Annotated in this window: 20 protein-coding genes; 9 read left to right on the forward strand and 11 right to left on the reverse strand. The window is 33.6% G+C overall.

The window, feature by feature from the left end:
- Window positions 1-82: 82 nt before the first annotated feature.
- A complete protein-coding gene (locus BLS90_RS07755) occupies window positions 83-850 on the forward strand; it encodes a carboxypeptidase-like regulatory domain-containing protein (RefSeq protein WP_091257091.1) in 768 nt (255 codons plus the stop codon).
- 689 nt (window positions 851-1,539) lie between these two features.
- On the opposite strand, the gene guaB is transcribed toward BLS90_RS07755, so the two are convergent.
- Window positions 1,540-3,012: an IMP dehydrogenase gene (gene guaB / locus BLS90_RS07765; RefSeq protein WP_091257092.1), complete on the reverse strand. Its 1,473-nt coding sequence runs from the start codon at window positions 3,010-3,012 to the stop codon at window positions 1,540-1,542.
- 164 nt (window positions 3,013-3,176) lie between these two features.
- Between guaB and BLS90_RS07770 the strand changes: the two genes are divergently transcribed.
- Window positions 3,177-5,678, forward strand: coding sequence for a cation-translocating P-type ATPase (locus tag BLS90_RS07770; protein WP_091257093.1), 2,502 nt, complete (start codon window positions 3,177-3,179; stop codon window positions 5,676-5,678).
- Window positions 5,679-5,681: 3 nt separating this feature from the next.
- On the opposite strand, the gene BLS90_RS07775 is transcribed toward BLS90_RS07770, so the two are convergent.
- From BLS90_RS07775 to BLS90_RS07790, 4 genes are all read right to left on the reverse strand, one after another.
- Window positions 5,682-7,076, reverse strand: coding sequence for a DUF5723 family protein (locus BLS90_RS07775; RefSeq protein ID WP_091257094.1), 1,395 nt, complete (start codon window positions 7,074-7,076; stop codon window positions 5,682-5,684).
- The gene (locus tag BLS90_RS07780; RefSeq protein WP_091257095.1) at window positions 7,073-7,621 is read right to left on the reverse strand and encodes a hypothetical protein; all 549 of its coding nucleotides are present in this window, start codon (window positions 7,619-7,621) and stop codon (window positions 7,073-7,075) included. The genes BLS90_RS07775 and BLS90_RS07780 overlap by 4 nt, the downstream gene beginning before the upstream one ends.
- A 108-nt stretch (window positions 7,622-7,729) precedes the next feature.
- A complete protein-coding gene (locus BLS90_RS07785) occupies window positions 7,730-8,593 on the reverse strand; it encodes a hydroxymethylglutaryl-CoA lyase (protein WP_091257096.1) in 864 nt (287 codons plus the stop codon).
- Between the two features lie 98 nt (window positions 8,594-8,691).
- Entirely contained in the window at window positions 8,692-9,711 is a 1,020-nt protein-coding gene (locus BLS90_RS07790; protein WP_091257097.1) for a quinone-dependent dihydroorotate dehydrogenase, read from the reverse strand.
- A gap of 115 nt (window positions 9,712-9,826) precedes the next feature.
- Between BLS90_RS07790 and BLS90_RS07795 the strand changes: the two genes are divergently transcribed.
- The 3 genes from BLS90_RS07795 to BLS90_RS16830 all read left to right on the forward strand — a co-directional run bounded on the left by BLS90_RS07795 (window position 9,827) and on the right by BLS90_RS16830 (window position 12,493).
- Window positions 9,827-10,303 carry a hypothetical protein gene (locus BLS90_RS07795; RefSeq protein WP_091257098.1) on the forward strand — a complete coding sequence of 159 codons (477 nt, stop codon included), beginning with the start codon at window positions 9,827-9,829 and terminating at the stop codon, window positions 10,301-10,303.
- Window positions 10,304-10,377: 74 nt separating this feature from the next.
- Window positions 10,378-11,631, forward strand: a complete 1,254-nt coding sequence (pepT, locus tag BLS90_RS07800; protein WP_091257099.1) for a peptidase T — start codon at window positions 10,378-10,380, stop codon at window positions 11,629-11,631.
- A 409-nt stretch (window positions 11,632-12,040) separates the two neighbouring features.
- Window positions 12,041-12,493, forward strand: coding sequence for a hypothetical protein (locus BLS90_RS16830; protein WP_175455446.1), 453 nt, complete (start codon window positions 12,041-12,043; stop codon window positions 12,491-12,493).
- Window positions 12,494-12,570: 77 nt separating this feature from the next.
- Here BLS90_RS16830 and yajC read toward each other — a convergent pair whose 3' ends face one another.
- The 3 genes from yajC to BLS90_RS07820 form a co-directional block, all read right to left on the reverse strand.
- The gene (gene yajC / locus BLS90_RS07810; protein WP_066081751.1) at window positions 12,571-12,843 is read right to left on the reverse strand and encodes a preprotein translocase subunit YajC; all 273 of its coding nucleotides are present in this window, start codon (window positions 12,841-12,843) and stop codon (window positions 12,571-12,573) included.
- Window positions 12,844-12,873: 30 nt separating this feature from the next.
- A complete protein-coding gene (gene nusB / locus BLS90_RS07815) occupies window positions 12,874-13,785 on the reverse strand; it encodes a transcription antitermination factor NusB (RefSeq protein WP_091257100.1) in 912 nt (303 codons plus the stop codon).
- A 185-nt stretch (window positions 13,786-13,970) separates the two neighbouring features.
- On the reverse strand, window positions 13,971-15,077 hold the full coding sequence (locus tag BLS90_RS07820; RefSeq protein WP_091257101.1) for a Glu/Leu/Phe/Val family dehydrogenase: 1,107 nt from the start codon (window positions 15,075-15,077) through the stop codon (window positions 13,971-13,973).
- 201 nt (window positions 15,078-15,278) lie between these two features.
- On the opposite strand from BLS90_RS07820, the gene BLS90_RS07825 reads away from it, so the two are divergent.
- The 3 genes from BLS90_RS07825 (at window position 15,279) to BLS90_RS07835 (ending at window position 18,503) form a co-directional block, all read left to right on the forward strand.
- Window positions 15,279-17,039 carry an ABC transporter ATP-binding protein gene (locus BLS90_RS07825; RefSeq protein ID WP_091257102.1) on the forward strand — a complete coding sequence of 587 codons (1,761 nt, stop codon included), beginning with the start codon at window positions 15,279-15,281 and terminating at the stop codon, window positions 17,037-17,039.
- A gap of 71 nt (window positions 17,040-17,110) precedes the next feature.
- Entirely contained in the window at window positions 17,111-17,491 is a 381-nt protein-coding gene (locus BLS90_RS07830; RefSeq protein WP_091257103.1) for a PUR family DNA/RNA-binding protein, read from the forward strand.
- Window positions 17,492-17,582: 91 nt separating this feature from the next.
- Entirely contained in the window at window positions 17,583-18,503 is a 921-nt protein-coding gene (locus BLS90_RS07835) for a hypothetical protein (RefSeq protein WP_091257104.1), read from the forward strand.
- Window position 18,504: 1 nt separating this feature from the next.
- Here the strand turns inward: BLS90_RS07835 and BLS90_RS07840 are convergent, their stop codons facing one another.
- Window positions 18,505-18,843, reverse strand: a complete 339-nt coding sequence (locus BLS90_RS07840; RefSeq protein WP_091257105.1) for a tRNA-binding protein — start codon at window positions 18,841-18,843, stop codon at window positions 18,505-18,507.
- A gap of 146 nt (window positions 18,844-18,989) precedes the next feature.
- Here BLS90_RS07840 and BLS90_RS07845 point away from each other — a divergent pair, with 146 nt between their 5' ends.
- The gene (locus BLS90_RS07845; protein WP_091257106.1) at window positions 18,990-19,868 is read left to right on the forward strand and encodes an alpha/beta fold hydrolase; all 879 of its coding nucleotides are present in this window, start codon (window positions 18,990-18,992) and stop codon (window positions 19,866-19,868) included.
- A gap of 101 nt (window positions 19,869-19,969) precedes the next feature.
- Here the strand turns inward: BLS90_RS07845 and BLS90_RS07850 are convergent, their stop codons facing one another.
- A complete protein-coding gene (locus tag BLS90_RS07850; protein WP_091257107.1) occupies window positions 19,970-20,902 on the reverse strand; it encodes a peptidylprolyl isomerase in 933 nt (310 codons plus the stop codon).
- Window positions 20,903-21,214: 312 nt separating this feature from the next.
- Window positions 21,215-21,676 (reverse strand): IS200/IS605 family transposase, encoded by a 462-nt coding sequence (gene tnpA, locus BLS90_RS07860; RefSeq protein WP_091257109.1) that lies wholly within the window; start codon window positions 21,674-21,676, stop codon window positions 21,215-21,217.
- Window positions 21,677-21,735 lie beyond the last annotated feature (59 nt).

The raw sequence follows: 21,735 nt of genomic DNA on the forward strand, positions 1-21,735 counted from the left end.
TTGTTAATTTTCTTGTAATTATATACTGGAACTACAAAATATTTAATCTTGATTTATTACTTTTAAAGTCTTAAATCAGTGTATGAAATATTTTGTAGTTTTTTTGTTTACAATCCTCTCTGCGATTGCTGTTGCACAAGTTAAAGAACCTTCCCAAAAAGTTGATGGCATCATCATCAGTAACACAACTAGACAGTCTTTACCTAATGTGAATATCATAAATATCAATAAAGTAAGAGGTGCAACTACTGACTCAAGAGGATATTTTGAAATCGATGTGCAGCTCAACGACACACTTCACATTACTAGCTTAGGTTTTCAATCGCTCCGCGTGCGCGTTACCAATGACTGGATCAAAAATAAAAGCACAAAAATACAACTTACTGAAAAAGCCATTGCACTTGAAGAAATAGTAATACGTCCCTTTAATTTAACAGGATATCTAGAAGTTGACACTAAAATTATTCCCGTTAAAGAAAACTACAGGTACAGCATTTCAGGGTTAACCCAAGGATATGAAGCAGGCGCTTATTCTCCAAATGCCTTTGGAAGAGTACTTGGATCCATCTTTAATCCAGCAGATGTGCTCTATAATTTTTTTGGTAAAAACCCAAAAGAGCTTAAGAAACTTAAAGAGATGAAAAAAGATGACACGGTTCGAAATCTACTAGAATCTAAATTTGACAGAGAAATGATTTCCGTACTTTTAGGCGTTGAAAAAAATGAAATAGCTGAAATTCTCCAGCGTTGCAACTATTCCGAATCTTTTATACAATCCGCAAACGACTTACAAATCATGGATGCTATAAGTGGTTGTTATGAGGAATATAAGGTTTTGAAAAAGAAATAAATACAATGAAAATCCAGTCGGTTTAATTTCTAATTCTACAATTCCTCGCTAGCAGTAGCGATTAGAAATTTTTACTTTAATCCGATACATTTATGTCAGAATTAAAATTCCAATAAAATTTAATCGATTGATAGGATTGCATTTCAAAGTATACACTACAACAATAACGATAATACAATTATAGGAATTTACAGGTGTCAATGCCGTAAACTTTAAACTTGGTAGTATTTTTTATCAGGGTCTATCGCGACAATTGTTAGTTTCAAAATAATTATTACTGCGGTAAAGATTCTATATGTTAATTAAAATCTAGAACAGAACTTCTTATTTACGAAGAGAGACTCCTCCATCTTTTCAATATGTCAATTACATCTCACTCTTTGTATGCCATGGGAGTATTGATAATTAATCATTGAAGGAACGTTTTAAAAATATTTTTTGATTCCAAATCAAAAAAATTATATACTTTTACTTACATCATAAAAAACTAATCTTAAAAATCTATATCATGGCAAAAAGTCAAGACGCAAAGAAAACAGCTAAAAAAGAGCCATTGAAAACGGCTAAGGAAAAGAAAGAAGAAAAGAGAGACAAGAAAAACACTCCAAAAAGAGATTAACTACTATTAAAAAAGGCTGCCTAAAGTTTCAACACTCTAGGCAGCCTTTTTTATGCTTTTAGCTTAAAATTTATCTTGAATAATTTGGAGCTTCTTTTGTAATAGTTACATTATGAGGATGACTCTCATTGATTCCACTAGCAGTTATACGAACAAAGCGCCCAGTTTCTTGTAGTGCAGGAATATCTTTCGAACCACAATAACCCATTCCGGCTCTAAGACCCCCAATGAATTGCTGCATACTTTCATTCAATTCCCCTTTATAAGGTACACGACCCACAATTCCTTCTGGAACTAATTTCTTTACATCATCTTCCACATCTTGAAAATAACGGTCTTTTGAACCTTCCTGCATCGCTTCAACAGAACCCATTCCGCGGTACGATTTAAATTTTCTTCCTTCAAAGATAATAGTTTCACCAGGAGATTCCATGGTACCTGCTAATAAAGAACCTAACATTACACAGTCAGCACCAGCAGCAATAGCCTTAGGAATATCACCTGTATACCGAATTCCACCATCAGCAATAACTGGAACTCCAGTTCCTTTGATAGCTGCAGCCACTTCAAGAACAGCAGAAAATTGAGGAAAACCAACACCCGCAACAATGCGCGTGGTGCAAATTGAACCAGGTCCAATTCCTACTTTTACGCCATCAGCTCCATTTTCAACTAAAAACTTAGCCGCTTCAGGCGTTGCAATATTACCTACAATAACATCAATTTGAGGAAATTTACTCTTTACTTCTTTCAGTACATTCACTACGCCTTGTGTGTGACCATGAGCCGTATCAATAATGATTGCATCAACACCTGCATTAACTAATGCCTCAGCTCTTTGCACCGCATCTCCAGTTACACCTATGGCAGCTGCTACACGCAAACGACCGTACACATCTTTATTTGCTATCGGTTTTTGAGTTAATTTAGTGATATCTCTAAATGTTATCAAGCCTACTAATTTGTAATCTTTGTTAACAACTGGTAATTTTTCGATTTTGTGTCCCTGTAAAACTACTTCTGCTTGTTCTAGCGAAGTACCTTCAGCAACAGTAACCAAATTTTCGCTGGTCATCACCTCAATAATAGGTCTGGCACTATTTTTTTCAAAACGCAAATCTCTATTAGTGACGATTCCTTTTAAAATTTGATTATCATCTACAATTGGAATTCCTCCAATTCCATATTCTTTCATCGCATTTTTAGCATCAGCTACAGTGGAAGTCAACGGCAAAGTAACTGGATCGATAATCATTCCAGACTCAGCACGCTTTACTTTTCGTACTTTAGCAGCTTGCTGCTCGATTGTCATATTTTTATGTAAAACACCTATTCCACCCTCTTGAGCCATAGCAATTGCCATTGCACTTTCGGTTACCGTATCCATTGCAGCGGATACAATTGGAACATTTAGTGTTATATTTCTTGAAAATTTTGATTGAATACTCACTTCGCGCGGAAGCACATTAGAGTAGTTGGGTATTAATAGAACATCATCGTAAGTTAATCCTTCACCGATAATCTTAGAGTTGTGTGCGATCATTGCAATTGTAGTTGGAGTTTAATTGCGTGCAAATATAGACAATTTTAAGCAAAAAAAACAGCTTCTTTCTACAATAAATAATTAAATTGCATTTCGAAGGCAATCCTTGTTCCTGATTTACGCTATGGTTTCCAATCTATTGAATCTGATTAATTTATTTTGTTATGACAGAAACCCAACAACCGCTGAAAGGACTTTCAAATGAAGAAGTAGTACTTTCGAGAACAATGTTTGGATCAAACGCTATAATTCAACAGAAAAAAAATCTTTTTCTGAATTCGGTATTTGAAATGGTCAAAGAACCCATGTTCCTGCTTTTACTTACTGCAACTAGTATTTATTTCATTACAGGCGATTTTGGAAATGGAATTTTCATGACCGTAGCAATACTATTAGTTTCTACTATTTCACTTTATCAGGAATCAAAAAGCAGGTCAGCAATTGAAGCTTTAAAAAAATTATCCCAGCCCAAAAGTAAAGTCATTCGCAACAATGAAATAATAGAAATTCCAAGCGAGGAAATTGTCATAGGTGATCTGCTCCAAGCGGAAGAAGGCACTTTTATTCCTGCGGACGGCATCATCCTGCAATCCAATGATTTCTCTGTTAATGAATCTATTCTTACTGGAGAATCGCTGGCTGTTTTTAAAAATGAAACAACAAAAAATAATACTGTATTTCTTGGAACAATTGTCACAGGTGGTTTGGCGATTTGTGAAGTAACCGCTACAGGCAACAAAACTCAATTGGGAATAATAGGCAAAAGTCTAGAATCTATTGTGGAAGAAAAAACACCTTTGCAAATTCAGATCGGAAATTTTGTCAAAAAAATGTCTCTTGTTGGTTTGGTGATTTTTGGCTTTGTCTGGTTTATAAATTATTACAATTCAAAAGAGGTTCTAGACAGCCTATTGAAAGCGCTAACTTTGGCGATGAGTATTATTCCAGAGGAGATTCCAGTTGCTTTTACCACCTTTATGGCTCTTGGTTCTTGGCGCTTGATGAAAATGGGGATTATCGTCAAACAAACAAAAACCGTAGAAACTTTAGGAAGTGCAAACGTAATTTGTACAGATAAAACAGGAACCATTACAGAAAATAAGATGAGTCTGGCCCAATGCTATACGCTGTCGAATGATACTATTAACGAACCTTGTTCGGACAATAATACTGAATTATTAACTATAGCGATGTGGGCCAGCGAACCCATTCCTTTTGACCCAATGGAAATCGCGTTGCATGAAGCCTATTCCAAATTAAAAACAGCAGACGAACGGCCTAATTTTAAACTTGTACATGAATATCCATTGGATGGAAAACCACCTATGATGACTCATGTTTTCGAGAATCAAAATGGGAACAGAATTATCGCTGCCAAAGGTGCTACTGAAGCATTAATAGCAACTTCAAATTTGTCCGAAAATGAAAAACAAAAAATTATAGCCGCAATGAGCAAAATGGCTTTAGAAGGTTATCGGGTTTTAGGTGTTGGACTTGCAGCATTTTCAGGCTCTGATTATCCTGAAAAACAACAGAATTTTTCTTTTAAATTTAAAGGATTAGTTGCTTTTTACGATCCTCCAAAAGCAAATATAAAAGCTGTATTCGAAACCCTATACAAAGCTGGAATCCAAGTAAAAATAGTTACAGGCGACAATGCGGAAACAACAGCGACAATTGCTAAACAAATTGGTTTTAGAAATGCCGAAAAAACAATAAATGGAGATGAATTAATGGCAATGGACGACGCAACACTTAGAGAAAAGGTTATGGAAACTGCCATTTTCACAAGAATGTTTCCCGAAGCTAAACTAAAAATTATAAAAGCGCTAAAAGACAACAATCAAATTATAGCTATGACTGGTGATGGTGTAAACGATGGCCCCGCATTAAAATCAGCCCATATAGGAATTGCTATGGGAAAAAAGGGAACAGAAATTGCAAAACAAGCTGCCAATCTGATCCTGATTGAGGATGATTTCTCCAAAATGATTGATGCGGTTGCCATGGGTAGGAAAATATACAACAATCTAAAAAAAGCCATCCAATATATCATTTCAATACACATCCCTATCATCTTGATTGTCTTTATCCCTTTGGCATTAGGATGGATTTATCCTAATATTTTCTCCCCAGTTCACGTTATTTTTCTAGAAATAATAATGGGACCAACTTGCTCAATAATATATGAGAACGAACCTATGGAACGCAACTTAATGCTATTACAACCCAGACCTTTTACGAGTACATTTTTTAAACTTAAAGAAATAACAATCAGTATCATTCAAGGTCTAGTCATTACAATAGGGCTGTTATTCATGTACCAGTATTGCGTAGCTACGAATTGTTCTGAGAATACTACAAGAACCGTAGTATTCCTAACCTTAATATCGTCCAATATTTTTCTAACACTTACCAATCGTTCTTTTTATTACTCCATTTTTACAACATTACAGTATAAGAATAATTTGGTCTTATGGATCATCGGTACTACCATTTTAGTAACAGCTTCCTTGTTGTTTGTCCCTTTATTCGCCTCTTTTTTCCACTTTGAAAGGGTTTCTGGAATCCAAATGGGATTGAGTATTTTAGTAGGGATTGCGTCCGTACTTTGGATAGAAATTTACAAAGGATTTAAACGGCGGAAGGCCTCCGATTTACAATAACATTTATTTTTTTCTATTCTTAAAGATGACATTTAGTCCCAGTTGAAAAGAAAGACTGTTCGCCTTGGAAACATCTCTGTATTCCAAAAGATTGTCAACAAGAACATAGAAATTTACGGGTCCAAAGTTGCTGGATAATCCCAAACCTATGTTCTTGTAGGAATACGAATCTAAAGTATATGTTGCCTTCATTTGCAATGACTTGAAAATCTTTCTTCGGTAAAAGGTAGTAAAGGCAACCAACGGTGTTCTAGGTGTAGACATCACAAATAACTGAGCTCCAACCGCACTTTTATAGATCGTTTCGGGATTATAATCCAAACAATTACAGTCCTCTGGTCTTTCTTCATCAAATGAAAACTGAACGGAAGAATTGAATTTGGCCGGGCGCCAAGTAGTATAATCTGCATATAAAGTGTCCAAAGGAATAGCGTCTTTAAAATCTTGAAATCCGTTCTCAACAGATTCACCTGAACCGAATTTCGGAATTACACCCTTATATTCATACGTTCCTTTATAGGTTAAGCTTTCCACTTCTTTGCTGTGCTTAATAAATCCAACATCTATGATACTTGCAGTAAGCTGTACATTTTTCTTTGGATAATAAGTAAAACCAGCATCAAATCCCAAACCTAAATTACCACCTAGAAAAGCCCTTTTTGTGATGTCTTTCACTATATTAGGTTCATAATTATCGTCGTCATATTTTGCAATGCCCGATGTATTAAGTTGCAATTGAGAATAAATCATCTGTTCGTACACGCCGGTTGAGGATGGATTAGTGTAAATATAACCGGAGTTATTTGTAGAACTGACATTATAAATACTAGAATAAATCTTTCCCCGTACACCTAAAATAAAGTTTTTATTAATGTTCTTATGGAATCCTATATGAAAAACGGATAGCATTTCAGCTTTTACATTTAAATCCCCTAAATCAAAAACTTTACCCAAATAGTCTCTGTTTCCGTCTAGAGCTAAAATGGCTAAATCTTTAGGAACATAACTCAATGCATCAAATTCCTGATACATACCAAACGAAATGTAGGAATCACTTTGTTCTCCAGCAATTTTAAAACCACCGTTAAAAACTTCTATTTGCTCATTTATCGCCAGCCTGTCTTTTCTTGAAGTAGAAAACACAACATTCCGCAGTTTTACATTAAAATCGATACCATTATCCGCAAATAAATCATATGCTGAAAACCCACTGGAACCTACATTTGCAGAAATTCCAGACAAGAGAGGAATCCCAAAATAAAAATTATATTTGAAATCAGCACCAGGATTAGTCAGCAATGACTGTGGAACCGAAGTAAAATTATATAATATTTGTTTGTTTTGTGAAAAGCAATTTATCGTTAGCATTAGAACTAAAACCCACGCTATTTTTTTCATTCTACTACTAAATAAGCGGTTACACCTGAACGCAATTTCAAACTACCTGTACTACTTTGGCTTAATGCAGCACCTGGCAACATGGTCATTGTAAAGGCAATTCTTGTAGTTCTTTTTAAAAGATCAAGTTTCGTATTTTCAAACACTTCCGTTTTGGTCACTTTATTTTCTACACCTGAGTACGGCGGAATAGCCAGATTAATAGCGTGAACAGGTTGATTATTTCTATCTAAAAATACTAAATCTACTGCATACCCTCTATTTATTGTATTTTCCATTTCAAAGAAAAGTTCGACTTTTTTTAATCGCTGTCTAAAGAAAGAGCCGTTGAATATATCAACCGTTGGGGCATCAAAAATTATATTTTGTTCTACTCCATTGGTGACAAATTGTTTTGCAAGTACATCAAAATACGCTAAATTAGTCACCACTACCGGTTCTATTTTTACATCATTCACCTGATTGAAATCCAAATCACTTGCGCAGGAAAATGAAAGAAACAACAGTAGTATTCCTAAAACTTTATGGAGAGTCCGAAATTTCATAATTATGTAATTTAATGGTAAAATTTAGAGAACAGTATAACTAACGAACCAATCCTAAATTTATTATTTTTGAAGTACTTGATGTTTGTAAATAACAGGATGTTATTTTTAATGATATTCTCCAAACAATTTAGAAGCTTCATTGTAAGCACTTTCAAAACTCATTGGACTCAAATTGGTAAATTCCTTTTGAGCAGTAAAATAGGACAACAATTTCTCCGTAGGCATATTACCCGTGAGATTATCAGTCGCCATTGGACAGCCGCCAAAACCCTGGATAGCGCCATCAAAACGGCGGCATCCCGCTTTATAAGCTGCATCAATTTTTTCAAACCATTTATCTGGAGTGGTATGTAAATGAGCTCCAAATTCTATTTCAGGATACTTGGTAATTAAATTGGAAAACAAATACGAGATTACCTCAGGTGTAGAACTTCCCACTGTATCCGAGAGCGACAGAATCTTAACACCCATAGCAGCTAATCTCCGCGTCCACTCCCCAACAATTTCCATGTTCCATGGATCTCCATACGGATTACCAAAACCCATGGATAAATAGGCCACTACTTCTTTGTCACTTTTATCTGCAATCTCAAGGATCTCCTGAAGTGTGATTAAGGATTCGGCTATAGTTTTGTGCGTATTTCGCATTTGGAAATTTTCAGAAATCGAAAATGGAAAACCTAGATATTGTATTTCGGGATGAACAGAAGCTAGCGTCGCGCCTTGTGTATTTGCAATAATTGCTAGTAATTTGCTTTGGGTTTGAGACAAATCAAGTTGTGCCAAAACTTCGGCTGTATCTTGCATTTGCGGAATCGCTTTCGGCGAAACAAAACTCCCAAAATCAATACTGTCAAAACCTACACGCAACAAAGACTGAATATAAGCCACTTTTTTTTTCGTAGGAATAAATGGTTTGATACCTTGCATGGCATCACGTGGGCATTCTATAATTTTTATTGCTTCCATAGACAGCCAAAGATAGAAAAACAATTAGGAATTTAAAATTATGGTTTTCAAATTTCATTAAAATTGATATTGAACTGTCTTTCACTACAATTTAAAAACTACAATCTTTTTAAAATTTCTTTATTTATGGCTCTTACCAATGCGGGTCCTTCGTAAATAAAACCAGTATACAATTGTACCAAACTTGCTCCCGCTTCTAATTTCTCTAGGGCGTCAGCCGCAGAATGAATTCCCCCTACTCCAATGATTGGAAAAGATTGATTACTTTTTTGGGATAAAAACCGAATCACTTCAGTAGAACGTTTTGCTAACGGCTTCCCTGACAATCCGCCCATTTCATTTTTATTTTCGGACTGTAAACCTTCTCTGGAAATAGTAGTATTGGTAGCAATAACGCCTGCTATTTTAGTTTCGTTTACGATATCAATAATATCTAGTAACTGCTCATCGGTTAAATCAGGTGCGATTTTTAATAAAATTGGCTTTTGTTTTGGCTTTGCCAAATTCTTGTTTTGCAGTGTTTGCAACAACTGGGTCAGCGGTTCCTTATCCTGCAAAGCACGAAGATTAGGTGTATTAGGCGAACTCACATTAACCACAAAATAATCAACATAATCATACAACGCCTCAAAACAGATTTCATAATCTGAGGTAGCTTCCTCATTTGGCGTCAGTTTGTTTTTCCCAATATTACCACCTATTAAAACGTTTGTATTTTTCTTTAAAAGTGCCACTGCTTCATGAACACCTCCATTATTAAAGCCCATTCTATTAATGATCGCATTATCTTCCCTTAGACGGAACAAGCGTTTCTTAGGATTTCCATCCTGTCCTTTTGGCGTGAGTGTTCCTATTTCAATAAAACCAAAACCAAAATTCGATAGTTCTTTATACAATTTTGCATCTTTATCAAAACCTGCTGCTAATCCAACTGGATTTTTAAATTTTAATCCAAAAACTTCCGTCTCTAATCTAGAATCCTTTACCTCATAAAGGGATTTAAAAAGTGCTGGAAAACCTGGTATTTTTGACACAAAGCGAATCAATGAAAAAGTAAAATAGTGCACTTTTTCAGGATCAAAGCTAAAAAGTATGGGGCGAATAAGTAATTTATACATGGGTACATAGTTGTGTGGTGCAAAAATAGAAAATAGTTGCTATTTCGCTACATACATTTGAACAATTAGTTACAATAAAAGCTATTTTTGTACAATCACCACTAAAATAAATTACTTGAAAAAAATAATTTTGCTTGCGCTAATTCTGTTAACTATTTCTTGCTCAAATGACGACGAAGAGGTAAGTTCAATTGACCAACCTACATTCAATGTCAATTTACTATTAAAAGGGTGGCGTTATGACGTTTTAAAAATAAACGGAATCTATTATAATTACGAGCATAATCCAAATTGTAATAATGATTTTTTTGGTTTTCTAAATAGACCTGGACAAGCTTATCAATTTATTGAAACCACTTTTACAAATGATTATTGCACGAACAACAGTGCTACATTAGACTGGAAAATAAAAAAGGATACACTATATTTCTACATTGGAAATCAAGTTGTTTTGACTTACAAAGTGATTGCATTAACAGCTACTAATTTTACTTTTTCCTTTGAAAATGACATCGATCAAAATGGCACGATTGATACTATAGAAGTGAGCGCCTCACCCTACGATCCCTATAATATGTTTGGAAACAATTAATAAATTATACTTTTTTAAACATTCTTATCCTTTCCATTTTTATATATTTGCTTGAATTAAACATTTAAAAATCCATGCAACATATCATCGATCGTTTCATCAGCTACGTAATTATAGATACAGAATCCGATGCGAATTCAGAAACAACTCCCAGTACCAAAAAACAATGGAATTTAGCTCATAAACTAGTTGAGGAATTGAAAAACATTGGAATGCAGGACGTTACAATAGACGATAAATCTTACATTATGGCTACACTACCAAGTAATGTGAAACATAAGGTACCAACCATTGGATTTATTTCGCATTTCGATACTTCACCTGATTTTTGTGGAGCCAATATAAAACCACAAATTGTACCAAATTACGATGGCAAAGACATCCTCTTAAATGCCGATAAAAATATTGTTTTATCGCCTAGTTATTTCAAAGATTTATTGCTTTACAAAGGACAAACGTTGATTACCACTGACGGAACTACATTATTAGGTGCCGATGATAAAGCCGGTATTACAGAGATTGTAACGGCAATGGAATTTCTTATCAATAATCCTGAAATCAAACACGGAAAAATAAGAGTAGGTTTTACACCAGATGAAGAAATTGGCCGTGGTGCCCATCATTTTGATGTAGATAAATTTGGAGCTGATTGGGCCTATACTATGGATGGTAGCCAAGTTGGGGAACTAGAATATGAAAATTTTAATGCAGCGGGAGCCAAAATAACTTTCAAAGGAAAAAGCGTGCATCCTGGCTATGCCAAAGGTAAAATGATCAATTCCATGCTGATCGCTAATAATTTCATTAATGAACTTCCTCATGGAGAGACTCCACAAGAAACAAAAGGATATGAAGGTTTTTTTCACGTTCATCACTTATCAGGAAGTATCGAAGAAACCGTTTTGGAATTAATCATTCGCGATCACAACAAGAAAAAATTTGAAAAGCGTAAAGAGCTAATAGAAAAAATAACAAAAAAAATAAATAAGAAATTTGCTAAACAGTTTGGTGAAGATATCGTTAATGCCGAAATAAAGGATCAATATTACAACATGAAGGAAAAGGTCTTACCGGTGAAGCATATTGTGGATATTGCAGAACAAGCAATGAAAGAAATTGGAATAAAACCATTAATTAAACCTATTCGTGGTGGAACAGACGGCTCTCAATTATCATACAAAGGATTGCCATGCCCTAATATTTTTGCAGGTGGCCATAATTTTCACGGAAAATACGAATATGTTCCTGCAGAAAGCATGCAAAAAGCAGTCGAAGTAATCGTTAAAATAGCTGAATTGACCGCTATAGAAAATAGTGCAAGAAAATAAAATATTGGAATATAACTAGTTAACCTGTTGATAGTATAAAATTAATACTTCTTTATCTCCAGTGTTATTAAAAAACATAGGTTTAAATAATTGTTACTGTAAAATAAAGCCCCATTTCTGAAATTCACAGTTGGGGCTTTATTGTTTTAATAAGCCAACGTACATCCATAAGTTTGATCGATTTTTATTTGAAAAACAAAATTAAAACCTTGTTTTACACTTCTAATTCAGATGTCATCGTTTCTAAAATAATTGATTTACTGAAATAAAAAAAAGCTATTCTATGAAAAGCTTAACATTGCATTATGTTTTAAATCACTATATTTACTTACAATAACACAACAATTTAATAACATTATTCAGAATATAGAATGTAATTAAAATAATTGGTAAACTAACAATATAAACTATGACACAACAAAACGAAGAGGAAACAACAAAGCCGTCTGAATCAAAACCAGAGATTAAAAAGTCGGTTAGAGCCAAAAGAACACCCGTAATCAAAGTTAAAGACGAGCCTGTAGCGATTATAGAACCTCAAGACGAGAACATCACAACAGAAATTATTGAAGAAACAATAACTATCGCGATTGAAAGCGACACTAGTACTCCTGTTGTAGCAGAAAAAAAAGACAAGAAAAAAACCACTAAAAAGACAGTGAAAATGAAAGACAAAGACAAGAAAAAGGCTAAAAAAGCCGATGCAAAAGAAAAAGCGAAAGCGAAAGCTAAAAAGGCAAAAAAAGCTAAAAAAGCTAAAAAAGATAAAGCGAAGAAAGCAAAAGTTAAAACCAAGATAAAAGCAAAAAAAGCCAAGGCAAAATCTAAAAAAGCAAAGAAGAATAAAAAGAATAAGAAATAATAGGATTGTTTTTTACATAAAAAAAGTCCCAAACCGAAAATCGGATTGGGACTTTTATACTAATAAGAAGGAGTGAATTATTTTTTGTTCAATGCAGCACTCATTTCCATAGAGATTGCAGAACGCTCCATTTTTAATTTTCCTGACATCGTTTCTACAACAACAGTTGTATCCGCTAATTCTGAAACTTTTCCGTGAAGACCGCTTTTTGTGATGATTTTGTCACCTACTTTTAACGTACTTTCAAATTCTTTTTCGTTTTTAGCTCTTTTTTGTTGTGGTCTAATCATAAAGAAATAGATCACCACAAACATTAATATAAACGGTGCAAATTGAGTTAATTGTTCCATAATTTTAATTCTCTTTTTATTTGTTAATTATTACATTAAACCACGACCAGCTTTGATGATTCTTTTATTGGTTTGCAGCTCTTTTACTAAATTATCTAAAATTCCATTGATAAAAATACTACTTTTTGGTGTAGAATATTCCTTAGCGACTTCTAAATATTCATTAAGAGTAACTTTTATTGGAATGGACGGGAATTTCAAGAATTCACAAATTGCCATTTTAAGGATAATCGTATCAATTTCAGCAATTCTATCGCTGTCCCAGTTGGGCGTTTTATCTAGATATTCCTTTGCCAATTCAGTTTCATTTAAAACTGTTTTTCGAAACAAGTCTTTTACAAAATCCTTGTCTTCATTGTCTTTATACAATTTTGGAACTCTAAAATTGTCATCTTCACCTGGTTTAATCGCTTTCAATTGCTTAATGATATGAGTATTGACTAATGGAATATCATCAACCCAAGTCAACTTATCATCTTCTAAATAATCATACAATTTTTCATTAGGAACAATAACCTCCATAAACAAATCAACAATAAATTGTCGGTCTTCTTCAAAGGTATTTACTGCATTACTCATGTAATCGGAATACAAACTACTTGCTTTTATAGCATTCAAAAGCAATAAAATATAATCGTCGTTTAAAGTCCAATTATTAATTTTACGATTTTCCAGCGCAATACTTAATGAGTTATTTTCGGAAAGAATTTGAAAAATCCTGTTTTTGATGAATTTCTCGTTGGGCTTACGTTCCTCTGCGGTTGCAAGATGCTTTAAACTTGACTTATGCAAAAAGATTGTTTCTGTTTTACAAATCTCAATCAGCGAAGAAAGCATGATTAGGTATAAATCTTGAATATTGTCGATACTGTAAAAAAGAAATTTCTCTTCTTTTTCTAAATTATCTGAACCGCTTTGATGCATCGCATAAATGGATTGCATGACTTTAACGCGAATGTGTCTTCTATTTACCACCTTGTAAGAACTTTTATTAATTAGCCTGCAAAAATAAGTCTTTACTTTTTTAAAATAAAATATATAATCGCTTATTTTAAAAGTATTCCATAATCCGTATGCTTCAATCAAGACGAAATGAACACTGAATACGGATTACGGAACAGTTAAAATTACTTTTTGCTATTCTCCAATTTTCTTTGATTGATTCGATTTTGAGCAATCGTCAAAGCAGCGTGGTGCGGTGTGATCTTATTAGCAAGAGCAAAATCAAATATCTCTAGCGTTGTGTTATAAATATTTTCTGTCTTACGCATAATTTCAACTTTGTCATAATGTGCTAATTCCGCATAAACATTTATAATTCCACCCGCATTAATCAAGAAATCAGGAGCATATAAAATGCCTCTTTCTTGTAGAATTGCTCCATGCACATTTTCATCTGCCAACTGATTGTTAGCTGCACCAGCAATAACTTTTGCTTTAATTTTATAAACAGTAGCGTCATTTAACGTGGCTCCCATAGCACAAGGCGCATAAATATCAACATCTGCGCTATACAAATCGTCACCTCTAAAAATTTGTGCATTGTACTTCGATCCTACTTCATTCAATTTTTCTTCATTGATATCAGCAATAGTAACGACTGCTCCTTCTTTGGTTAAATAATCAACTAAAGTTTCACCAACGTGACCAATTCCTTGAACCAATACTTTCTTGCCGCTTAAAACATCCGAACCAAATTGTTGTTTAGCCGCTGCTTTCATTCCTAAATACACTCCATAAGCCGTAATTGGAGATGGATTTCCAGAACCACCTCTAGATTCAGAAATTCCTGTAACATACGGCGTTACATCTCTAACGATATCCATATCTGCGGTTTCCATTCCTACATCTTCAGCAGTAATATATCTTCCGCTTAAAGAATGTACAAATTCACCAAATTTACGCATTAACTCTGGTGTTTTCTGTGTTTTAGCATCACCAATAATAACTGCTTTACCACCACCAATATTCAATCCTGTGATTGCTGCCTTAAAAGTCATTCCCCGTGACAGACGCAAAACATCATTTAATGCTTCCCATTCATTTGCGTAATTATACATTCGTGTTCCTCCTAAAGCAGGACCCATAACCGAATTATGAATACCAATAATTGCTTTTAAACCTGTATCTTTGTCGTTGCAAAATACAATTTGTTCGTGATCATCAAATGATAATTGGCCAAAAACGGGATCCATTTTTTGAAGTTCCTTGCCAGTTGTGAAAGCTGCCTTCATAGTGTAAGTTTTAATAGTGATAAATTATGAATTTGTCAAAAAGACAATCCAAATTTACACAAAATATAAACATATACGAATGCTTTGTCAAAAAATCGCCAAATTAGCAAAATTTACAATTAAAAGTTAAGCCTCTAAATTATTAAAAATGAAATTTTACCCTAAAAATAAAATCATTTCAACACAGAATATATTAAAAAAATGAAAGAATTACGTTATTTAAACAAATACTTCGTCAAATACAAATACAGTTTTCTACTCGGAATCGTTTTTACGATTATAGCTCAGATTTTTATGTTGTTCACTCCTAAGTTGATCAGCAAATCATTTATGGTTATTGAAGCTTTCGCCAAAGACAAAACAGTTGCTAAATCAGTAATTCATCAAGAATTAATTACGAATATTTTACTGATTATAGCCACGACGATTATTGCGGGTTTCCTTACTTTTTTAATGCGACAAACCCTAATTGTTATGTCGCGCCATATTGAATTTGACCTTAAAAATGAAGTATTCCGTCAATATGAGAATTTATCTCAAAATTTTTACAAGCAAAGTCGGACAGGAGATTTGATGAACCGAATCAGCGAAGACGTTTCAAAAGTGAGAATGTATGTTGGTCCCGCAGTAATGTATACCATAAACACGGTTATCCGTTTTGCTATTGTTATTGTTTACATGTATAATGTATCGCCTACATTAACATTGTACACACTCTTGCCTTTACCCCTTTTATCGTATGCGATTTTCAAGTTAAGTTCAGAAATCAATATAAGAAGCACCATTTTTCAACAATATTTATCCAAAGTTTCCAGCTTTTCACAAGAAATATTCTCTGGAATCCGCGTGATAAAAGCTTATTCTTTGGAGGATCAACATCAAAACAACATGGTTAATTTAGCGAATGAAAGCAAAAGTAAAAGCTTGAATTTGGCCAAAGTACAGTCTTTATTTGGTCCATTAATGTTGGCTCTAATAGGAATCAGTAACTTAGTGGTAATTTATTTTGGTGGTTTAATGTATATCGATGGCACCATTAAAAGCATTGGAACCATTGCTGAATTTATCTTGTACGTCAATATGCTTACTTGGCCAGTAGCATCCTTAGGTTGGGTTTCATCTATGGTTCAAGAAGCAGAAGCATCGCAGAAAAGGCTTAATGAATTTCTAAAAATAGAACCAGAAATAAAAAATAAAAATGAAAACAAATCGGTAATAGAAGGAACTATTTCGTTTGAAAATGTAAGTTACACCTATAAGGACACCAATATTAAAGCGCTTCAAAACATATCTTTCACCGTACAAAAGGGAGAAACTTTAGCTATCCTAGGCAAAACAGGGTCTGGAAAATCTACCATTTTATCTCTAATTTCAAGAATGTACGATGTTTCAGAAGGAATAATAAATATTGATAAAAATGAAATAAGCACCATCAATCTTTTTGATTTACGCAACAGTATTGGGATTGTACCGCAAGATGCCTTTTTATTTTCAGACAGTATCAAGAACAATATTATGTTCGGAAAGGAAAATGCTACAGAAGAAGAAGTGAAATCTGCTGCTAAAAGCGCTGTTGTTCATGATAATATTATGGGCTTCAGTAAACAATATGAAACAGTTTTGGGCGAAAGAGGAATTACCCTTTCAGGTGGTCAAAAGCAAAGAGTTTCTATTGCGAGAGCTATTATTAAGAATCCTCCGATTTTGCTATTTGACGATTGCTTATCCGCTGTGGACACCCAAACCGAAGAAGAGATACTAAACAACTTGCATGAAATATGCAAAGACAAAACAACTATTATTGTTAGTCATCGTGTTTCTTCGGCTAAAAACGCAGACCGAATTATTATCATTGATAAAGGCCAAATTATACAACAAGGTTCTCATAATCAATTGATAAATCAGGAAGGCTATTACGCCGCTTTGTACTTGAAACAACTTTCAGAAAAAGAAATGCTTTAATTGTTGTGTAATACATATTTTTTATAGATTTTTGGAAACTAGTTAACAACCATAAATTGACAGAAAGGATTATGAGAGAACATGACATGTTAGAAAAAGAAGAGATATTTTCTAAAGTTTTACGAGCTGGACGAAGAACCTATTTCTTTGATGTGAGAGCTACAAAAGCAGATGATTATTACATTACCATTACCGAAAGCAAGAAATTTACTGAGGAAGATGGATCATTCCACTTCAAAAAACATAAAATCTATTTATACAAGGAGGATTTTGCTGCTTTTGCTGAAATTTTAGGAGATATGACTACTTACGTTTTGAACCATAAAGGCGAAGAGGTAATTTCAGAAAGACACCAAAAAGATTTCAAAAAAGAATATGCATCTGAAAAATCAGATGATGAGATCCTACCGCAAACATCTAGTTTTACAGATATCGATTTTGATGATATTTAATAGCTAAAAGACGCTTAAACGAAAGTTAAAAGCCTGAAATTCAAATGAGTTTCAGGCTTTTTTGATTACGTTTACTATCTATATAACTCAAATGACAGAAACTAAATCATTAAATAGTATTGTTTACGACAAACTTTTATCTGAAAAGACAAAGAAAATAACCGAAAAGTTTTTTATCTCTGTAGCTATAATAAGCTATTTACTTCATTTGCTTGTTATAGCATTGGTTGATCTTGAAATTATTTTGGTCAATGATTATTCGAAATTGTTGAGCAATCCAATCTCTGCCATTTATACTCCTTTTTCCTTTATATTGATATACGAAGTATATCTTTTAGTCTATTATTTACCTAAATCAACAACAATTTACATAGGCAAACAATATGAAATTATAACATTAATTATAATTCGTAGAATATTCAAAGACTTAACTAAGTTAGAAATTAACTCGAATTGGTTTGAAGTTAAAGCCAATATCAATTTTACGTTAGATATAATAGCAACTGTAATTTTATTTTACCTTATTTATATTTTTTATAAGCTCAACAGACAAAATGAAATAAATCAAGCCATTACTCAAAAAAATATAGAATTAACAAAATTTATCACTCTAAAAAACATTTTTGCAATTGCACTCATTCCTATATTTTTCGTGTTATCGATATACAGTTTAGGACACTGGATATATGAAAGTTTTTTTTCATTGCGAGAAATAGTAGATAATATTAAGGATATCAACAAGATTTTCTTCGAAAAGTTTTTTACAATTTTAATTCTAACAGAAGTACTTTTACTATTATTCTCTTTCTTTCTATCCGATAAATTCAATAGAGTTATTCGAAACTCAGGATTCATAATTTCAACAATCTTAATCAAACTTTCTTTCGAAACAGAAGGGATTATGAACACCGTTCTTATTGTAACTGCCGTATTATTTGGTGTTATTGTTTTAGCAATTAATAATAAATATGAATCATTAGAAGTAAAAAAAGAAAGCACTTTGGTGCCTTAACTTACCCAATTCGCAATCCGTTCTCGATTTTAAAATCAGGTGCCAACAAAATTACATCTCCGTTTACACCTACAGCTCCAAGTACAAGACATTCACTCATAAATTTCCCGATTTGTTTTTTAGGAAAATTAACCACGGCTACGATTTGACGATTCATTAAATCTTCTTTTTGATATCTTTTCGTAATTTGTGCAGATGTTTTTCTAATTCCAAGATCAGAACCAAAATCGATTGTAAGCTGATAAGCTTGCTTTCTGGCCTCTGGAAAATCATGTACTTCCAATATAGTTCCTACACGCATTTCTACTTTTTCAAATTCCGGCCAGCTGATGTTTTCCATATTGCACATTTTTTTCTATTAAAGTATTGAATAACAAACCTATCAATTTTATAACTATTCAAACTAATTCTGTAAAACTTTTATGCAAAATAGTTATAATTTTACAAAAGGCGAATACTAAATTCATCTTTTAAATAGTAAATATTATGGAAATTAGTCAAATGAATGGTGACGAAATGCACAAAGAAAGTAATTTTGGTATAGACTTGTTTATTGAAACAGCACCAAATGTAAAATTATACGTGAAAGATTATGGTCAAGGAAAACCTGTAATTCTTATTCATGGTTGGCCGTTATCCAATGAAATGTGGGAATACCAAATTGACACTTTAGTTCAAAATAACTTTAGAGTTATTGCGTATGACCGTCGTGGCTTTGGGAAATCTTCTCAACCTTGGGACGGTTATGATTATGATACTTTAACGGATGATTTAGCAGCCATTATCGAGCAATTGAATTTGGAAGAAGCTGCACTTGTTGGATTTTCGATGGGTGGTGGTGAAGTCGTTCGCTATTTCAGTCGTCATGGTGGAAAAGGCGTTTCGAAGGCGGTACTTATATCATCCATTACCCCATTTCAGTTGCAAACCGACTCTAATCCCAACGGAGTTCCACAAGAGAAATACGATGGAATGGCGGAACAAATTAAAGCTGACCGAATTGGTTTTCTAGATAATTTTGGAAAAACGTTTTTTGGGGTAAGTTTTATCAGTAAACCTATTAGCACTCCTTTGTTGGATTATTATAGAATGTTGTGTTCTTTTGCTTCACCTCGTGCGACTTTAGAATGTGCCAAGTCATTTTCTTCCACTGATTTTCGTGAAGAAATGGCATCGGTAAATGTTCCTACCTTAATTATTCATGGAGATGAAGACAAAACAGTCCCTATTGAAATCAGTTCTGAGGTAGCGACAAAACTTATTCCAGATAATAAATTTATCATTTATGAAGGAGCACCTCATGGCTTGTTTTATATTGAAAAAGACAAATTAAATAGTGATTTAATTGAATTTTTAAATTCATAACCTACACCGCAACCAATTTGACAAACCACAATTTGTGAATTGCAAAAAAAAACCCATTCGCAGCGGCGAATGGGTTTTTGCAATTCTATAAACAGTTTTACTTATTTAACTTCCATTAATTCTACATCAAAGATCAAAGTAGCATTTGGTGGAATTGCTCCACCAGCACCACGAGATCCATATCCTAAATCCGATGGAATCACGAAACGTGCTTTGTCACCTACGCGCAATAACGCAATTCCTTCATCCCAACCTTCGATAACCTGACCTTGACCTAATTTAAATTCGATTGGTTTTTTTCTTGGATAAGAAGAGTCAAAAACTTTACCGTTCTCCAATGAACCTTCATAATGAACAGCCACTGTTTTTCCGCTTTCTGCTTTTTTACCTTCACCTCTTTGAATAAATTGGTAACGCAAACCGCTTTCTGTTTTTTCAAAACCAGCTGCTAATTTTTCCATTGCTGCTTCAACATCTGCTTTTAAAGCTGCATCACGTTTGTTACGAGATCCTTTGAAAGTAATGAAAGCCTCAATTGCATTCCAGTTTTTAGCTTCTTCACCCTCTCTGATAATTTCCAAAGATTCTAAAACATCTCCTTGCTCTACAGCATCAACCACATCCTGACCTTCTACAACATGACCAAAAACAGTATGTTTGTTATCCAACCAATCCGTTGGAATGTGCGTGATGTAGAATTGAGAACCGTTTGTTCCAGGTCCTGAGTTAGCCATTGCCAAAACGCCCGGACGGTTGTGTTTCAAACTTGGGTGAAATTCATCATCAAATTTGTATCCTGGATCTCCAGTTCCTGTTCCTTGAGGACAACCCCCTTGAATCATAAAGTTAGGAATTACTCGGTGGAATTTTAATCCGTCATAGAATTTAACCCCTTGCGGTTTTACTTTATTTTCTAGGTTTCCTTCAGCCAATCCTACGAAGTTTCCAACTGTTCCTGGAGTCAAATCGTGAGCTAGTTTTACTAAAATAGCACCTTTTGTAGTGTTGAATTTAGCATATATTCCGTTTTCCATTTTTGTTTAATTTTTATTGAAAGGCAAATTTACGAAATTAATTTTAAAAAGGGAATTTGGAGATTCTTTGATTTGGGAATTATGGAAATTTGAATGTTTTGGAATTTATGAATTATCGAGATATAGATTTTTATTAAGAAACCAATTTGTGCATAATAATATGACTGTTTCAAGAATTGCTATTTCGTTTCGTTTGAAACTAAAATATCGTAGAAAAAAATTAATCGTTTCATTTGTCCCTTTTGGGACTAAATATTGGTAGAAAAACACATTTCACCTCTCTTTTTTTGTCCCGTTAGGGACTATGCAACCTTAAATCAATTCTTTAAAAATAAATTTCTCATCATACTCGACTTCAAATTTCACAAGAAAATCACGATATTCCTGCGTAAATGTTTTCTTTTCATGGTGTAATTCCTGATTTTGAATATAATTTATTACCTGACCAATTTGTGATTTACTGTATGAAAACGCACCATATCCTTCTTGCCATTCAAAATGTCCGTTTGATAATTTATTTTGATTTATCCATTTTGAAGAACTTTGTTTTACCTCCTTCATTAAATCGGAAATAGATTGTGCGGGTCTTAACCCAATCAAAATATGAATATGGTCTGGCATTCCATTTATTGCCAAAAGCTTATGGTTATTATTTTGAATTATACCCGACATATATTTATACAAGTCTTCTTTCCATTTGGATTGTATAATTGCATCACGAAATTTAACCGCAAAAACAAAATGAATATGTATTTGTGTGTAGGTATTTGCCATAAGGTTTCGTCCCTATGGGACTTTATTAAGGTGGGATTTCTATTCTTTGCTACCAACAT

This window comes from Flavobacterium omnivorum (assembly GCF_900099915.1).
Taxonomy (GTDB): domain Bacteria; phylum Bacteroidota; class Bacteroidia; order Flavobacteriales; family Flavobacteriaceae; genus Flavobacterium; species Flavobacterium omnivorum.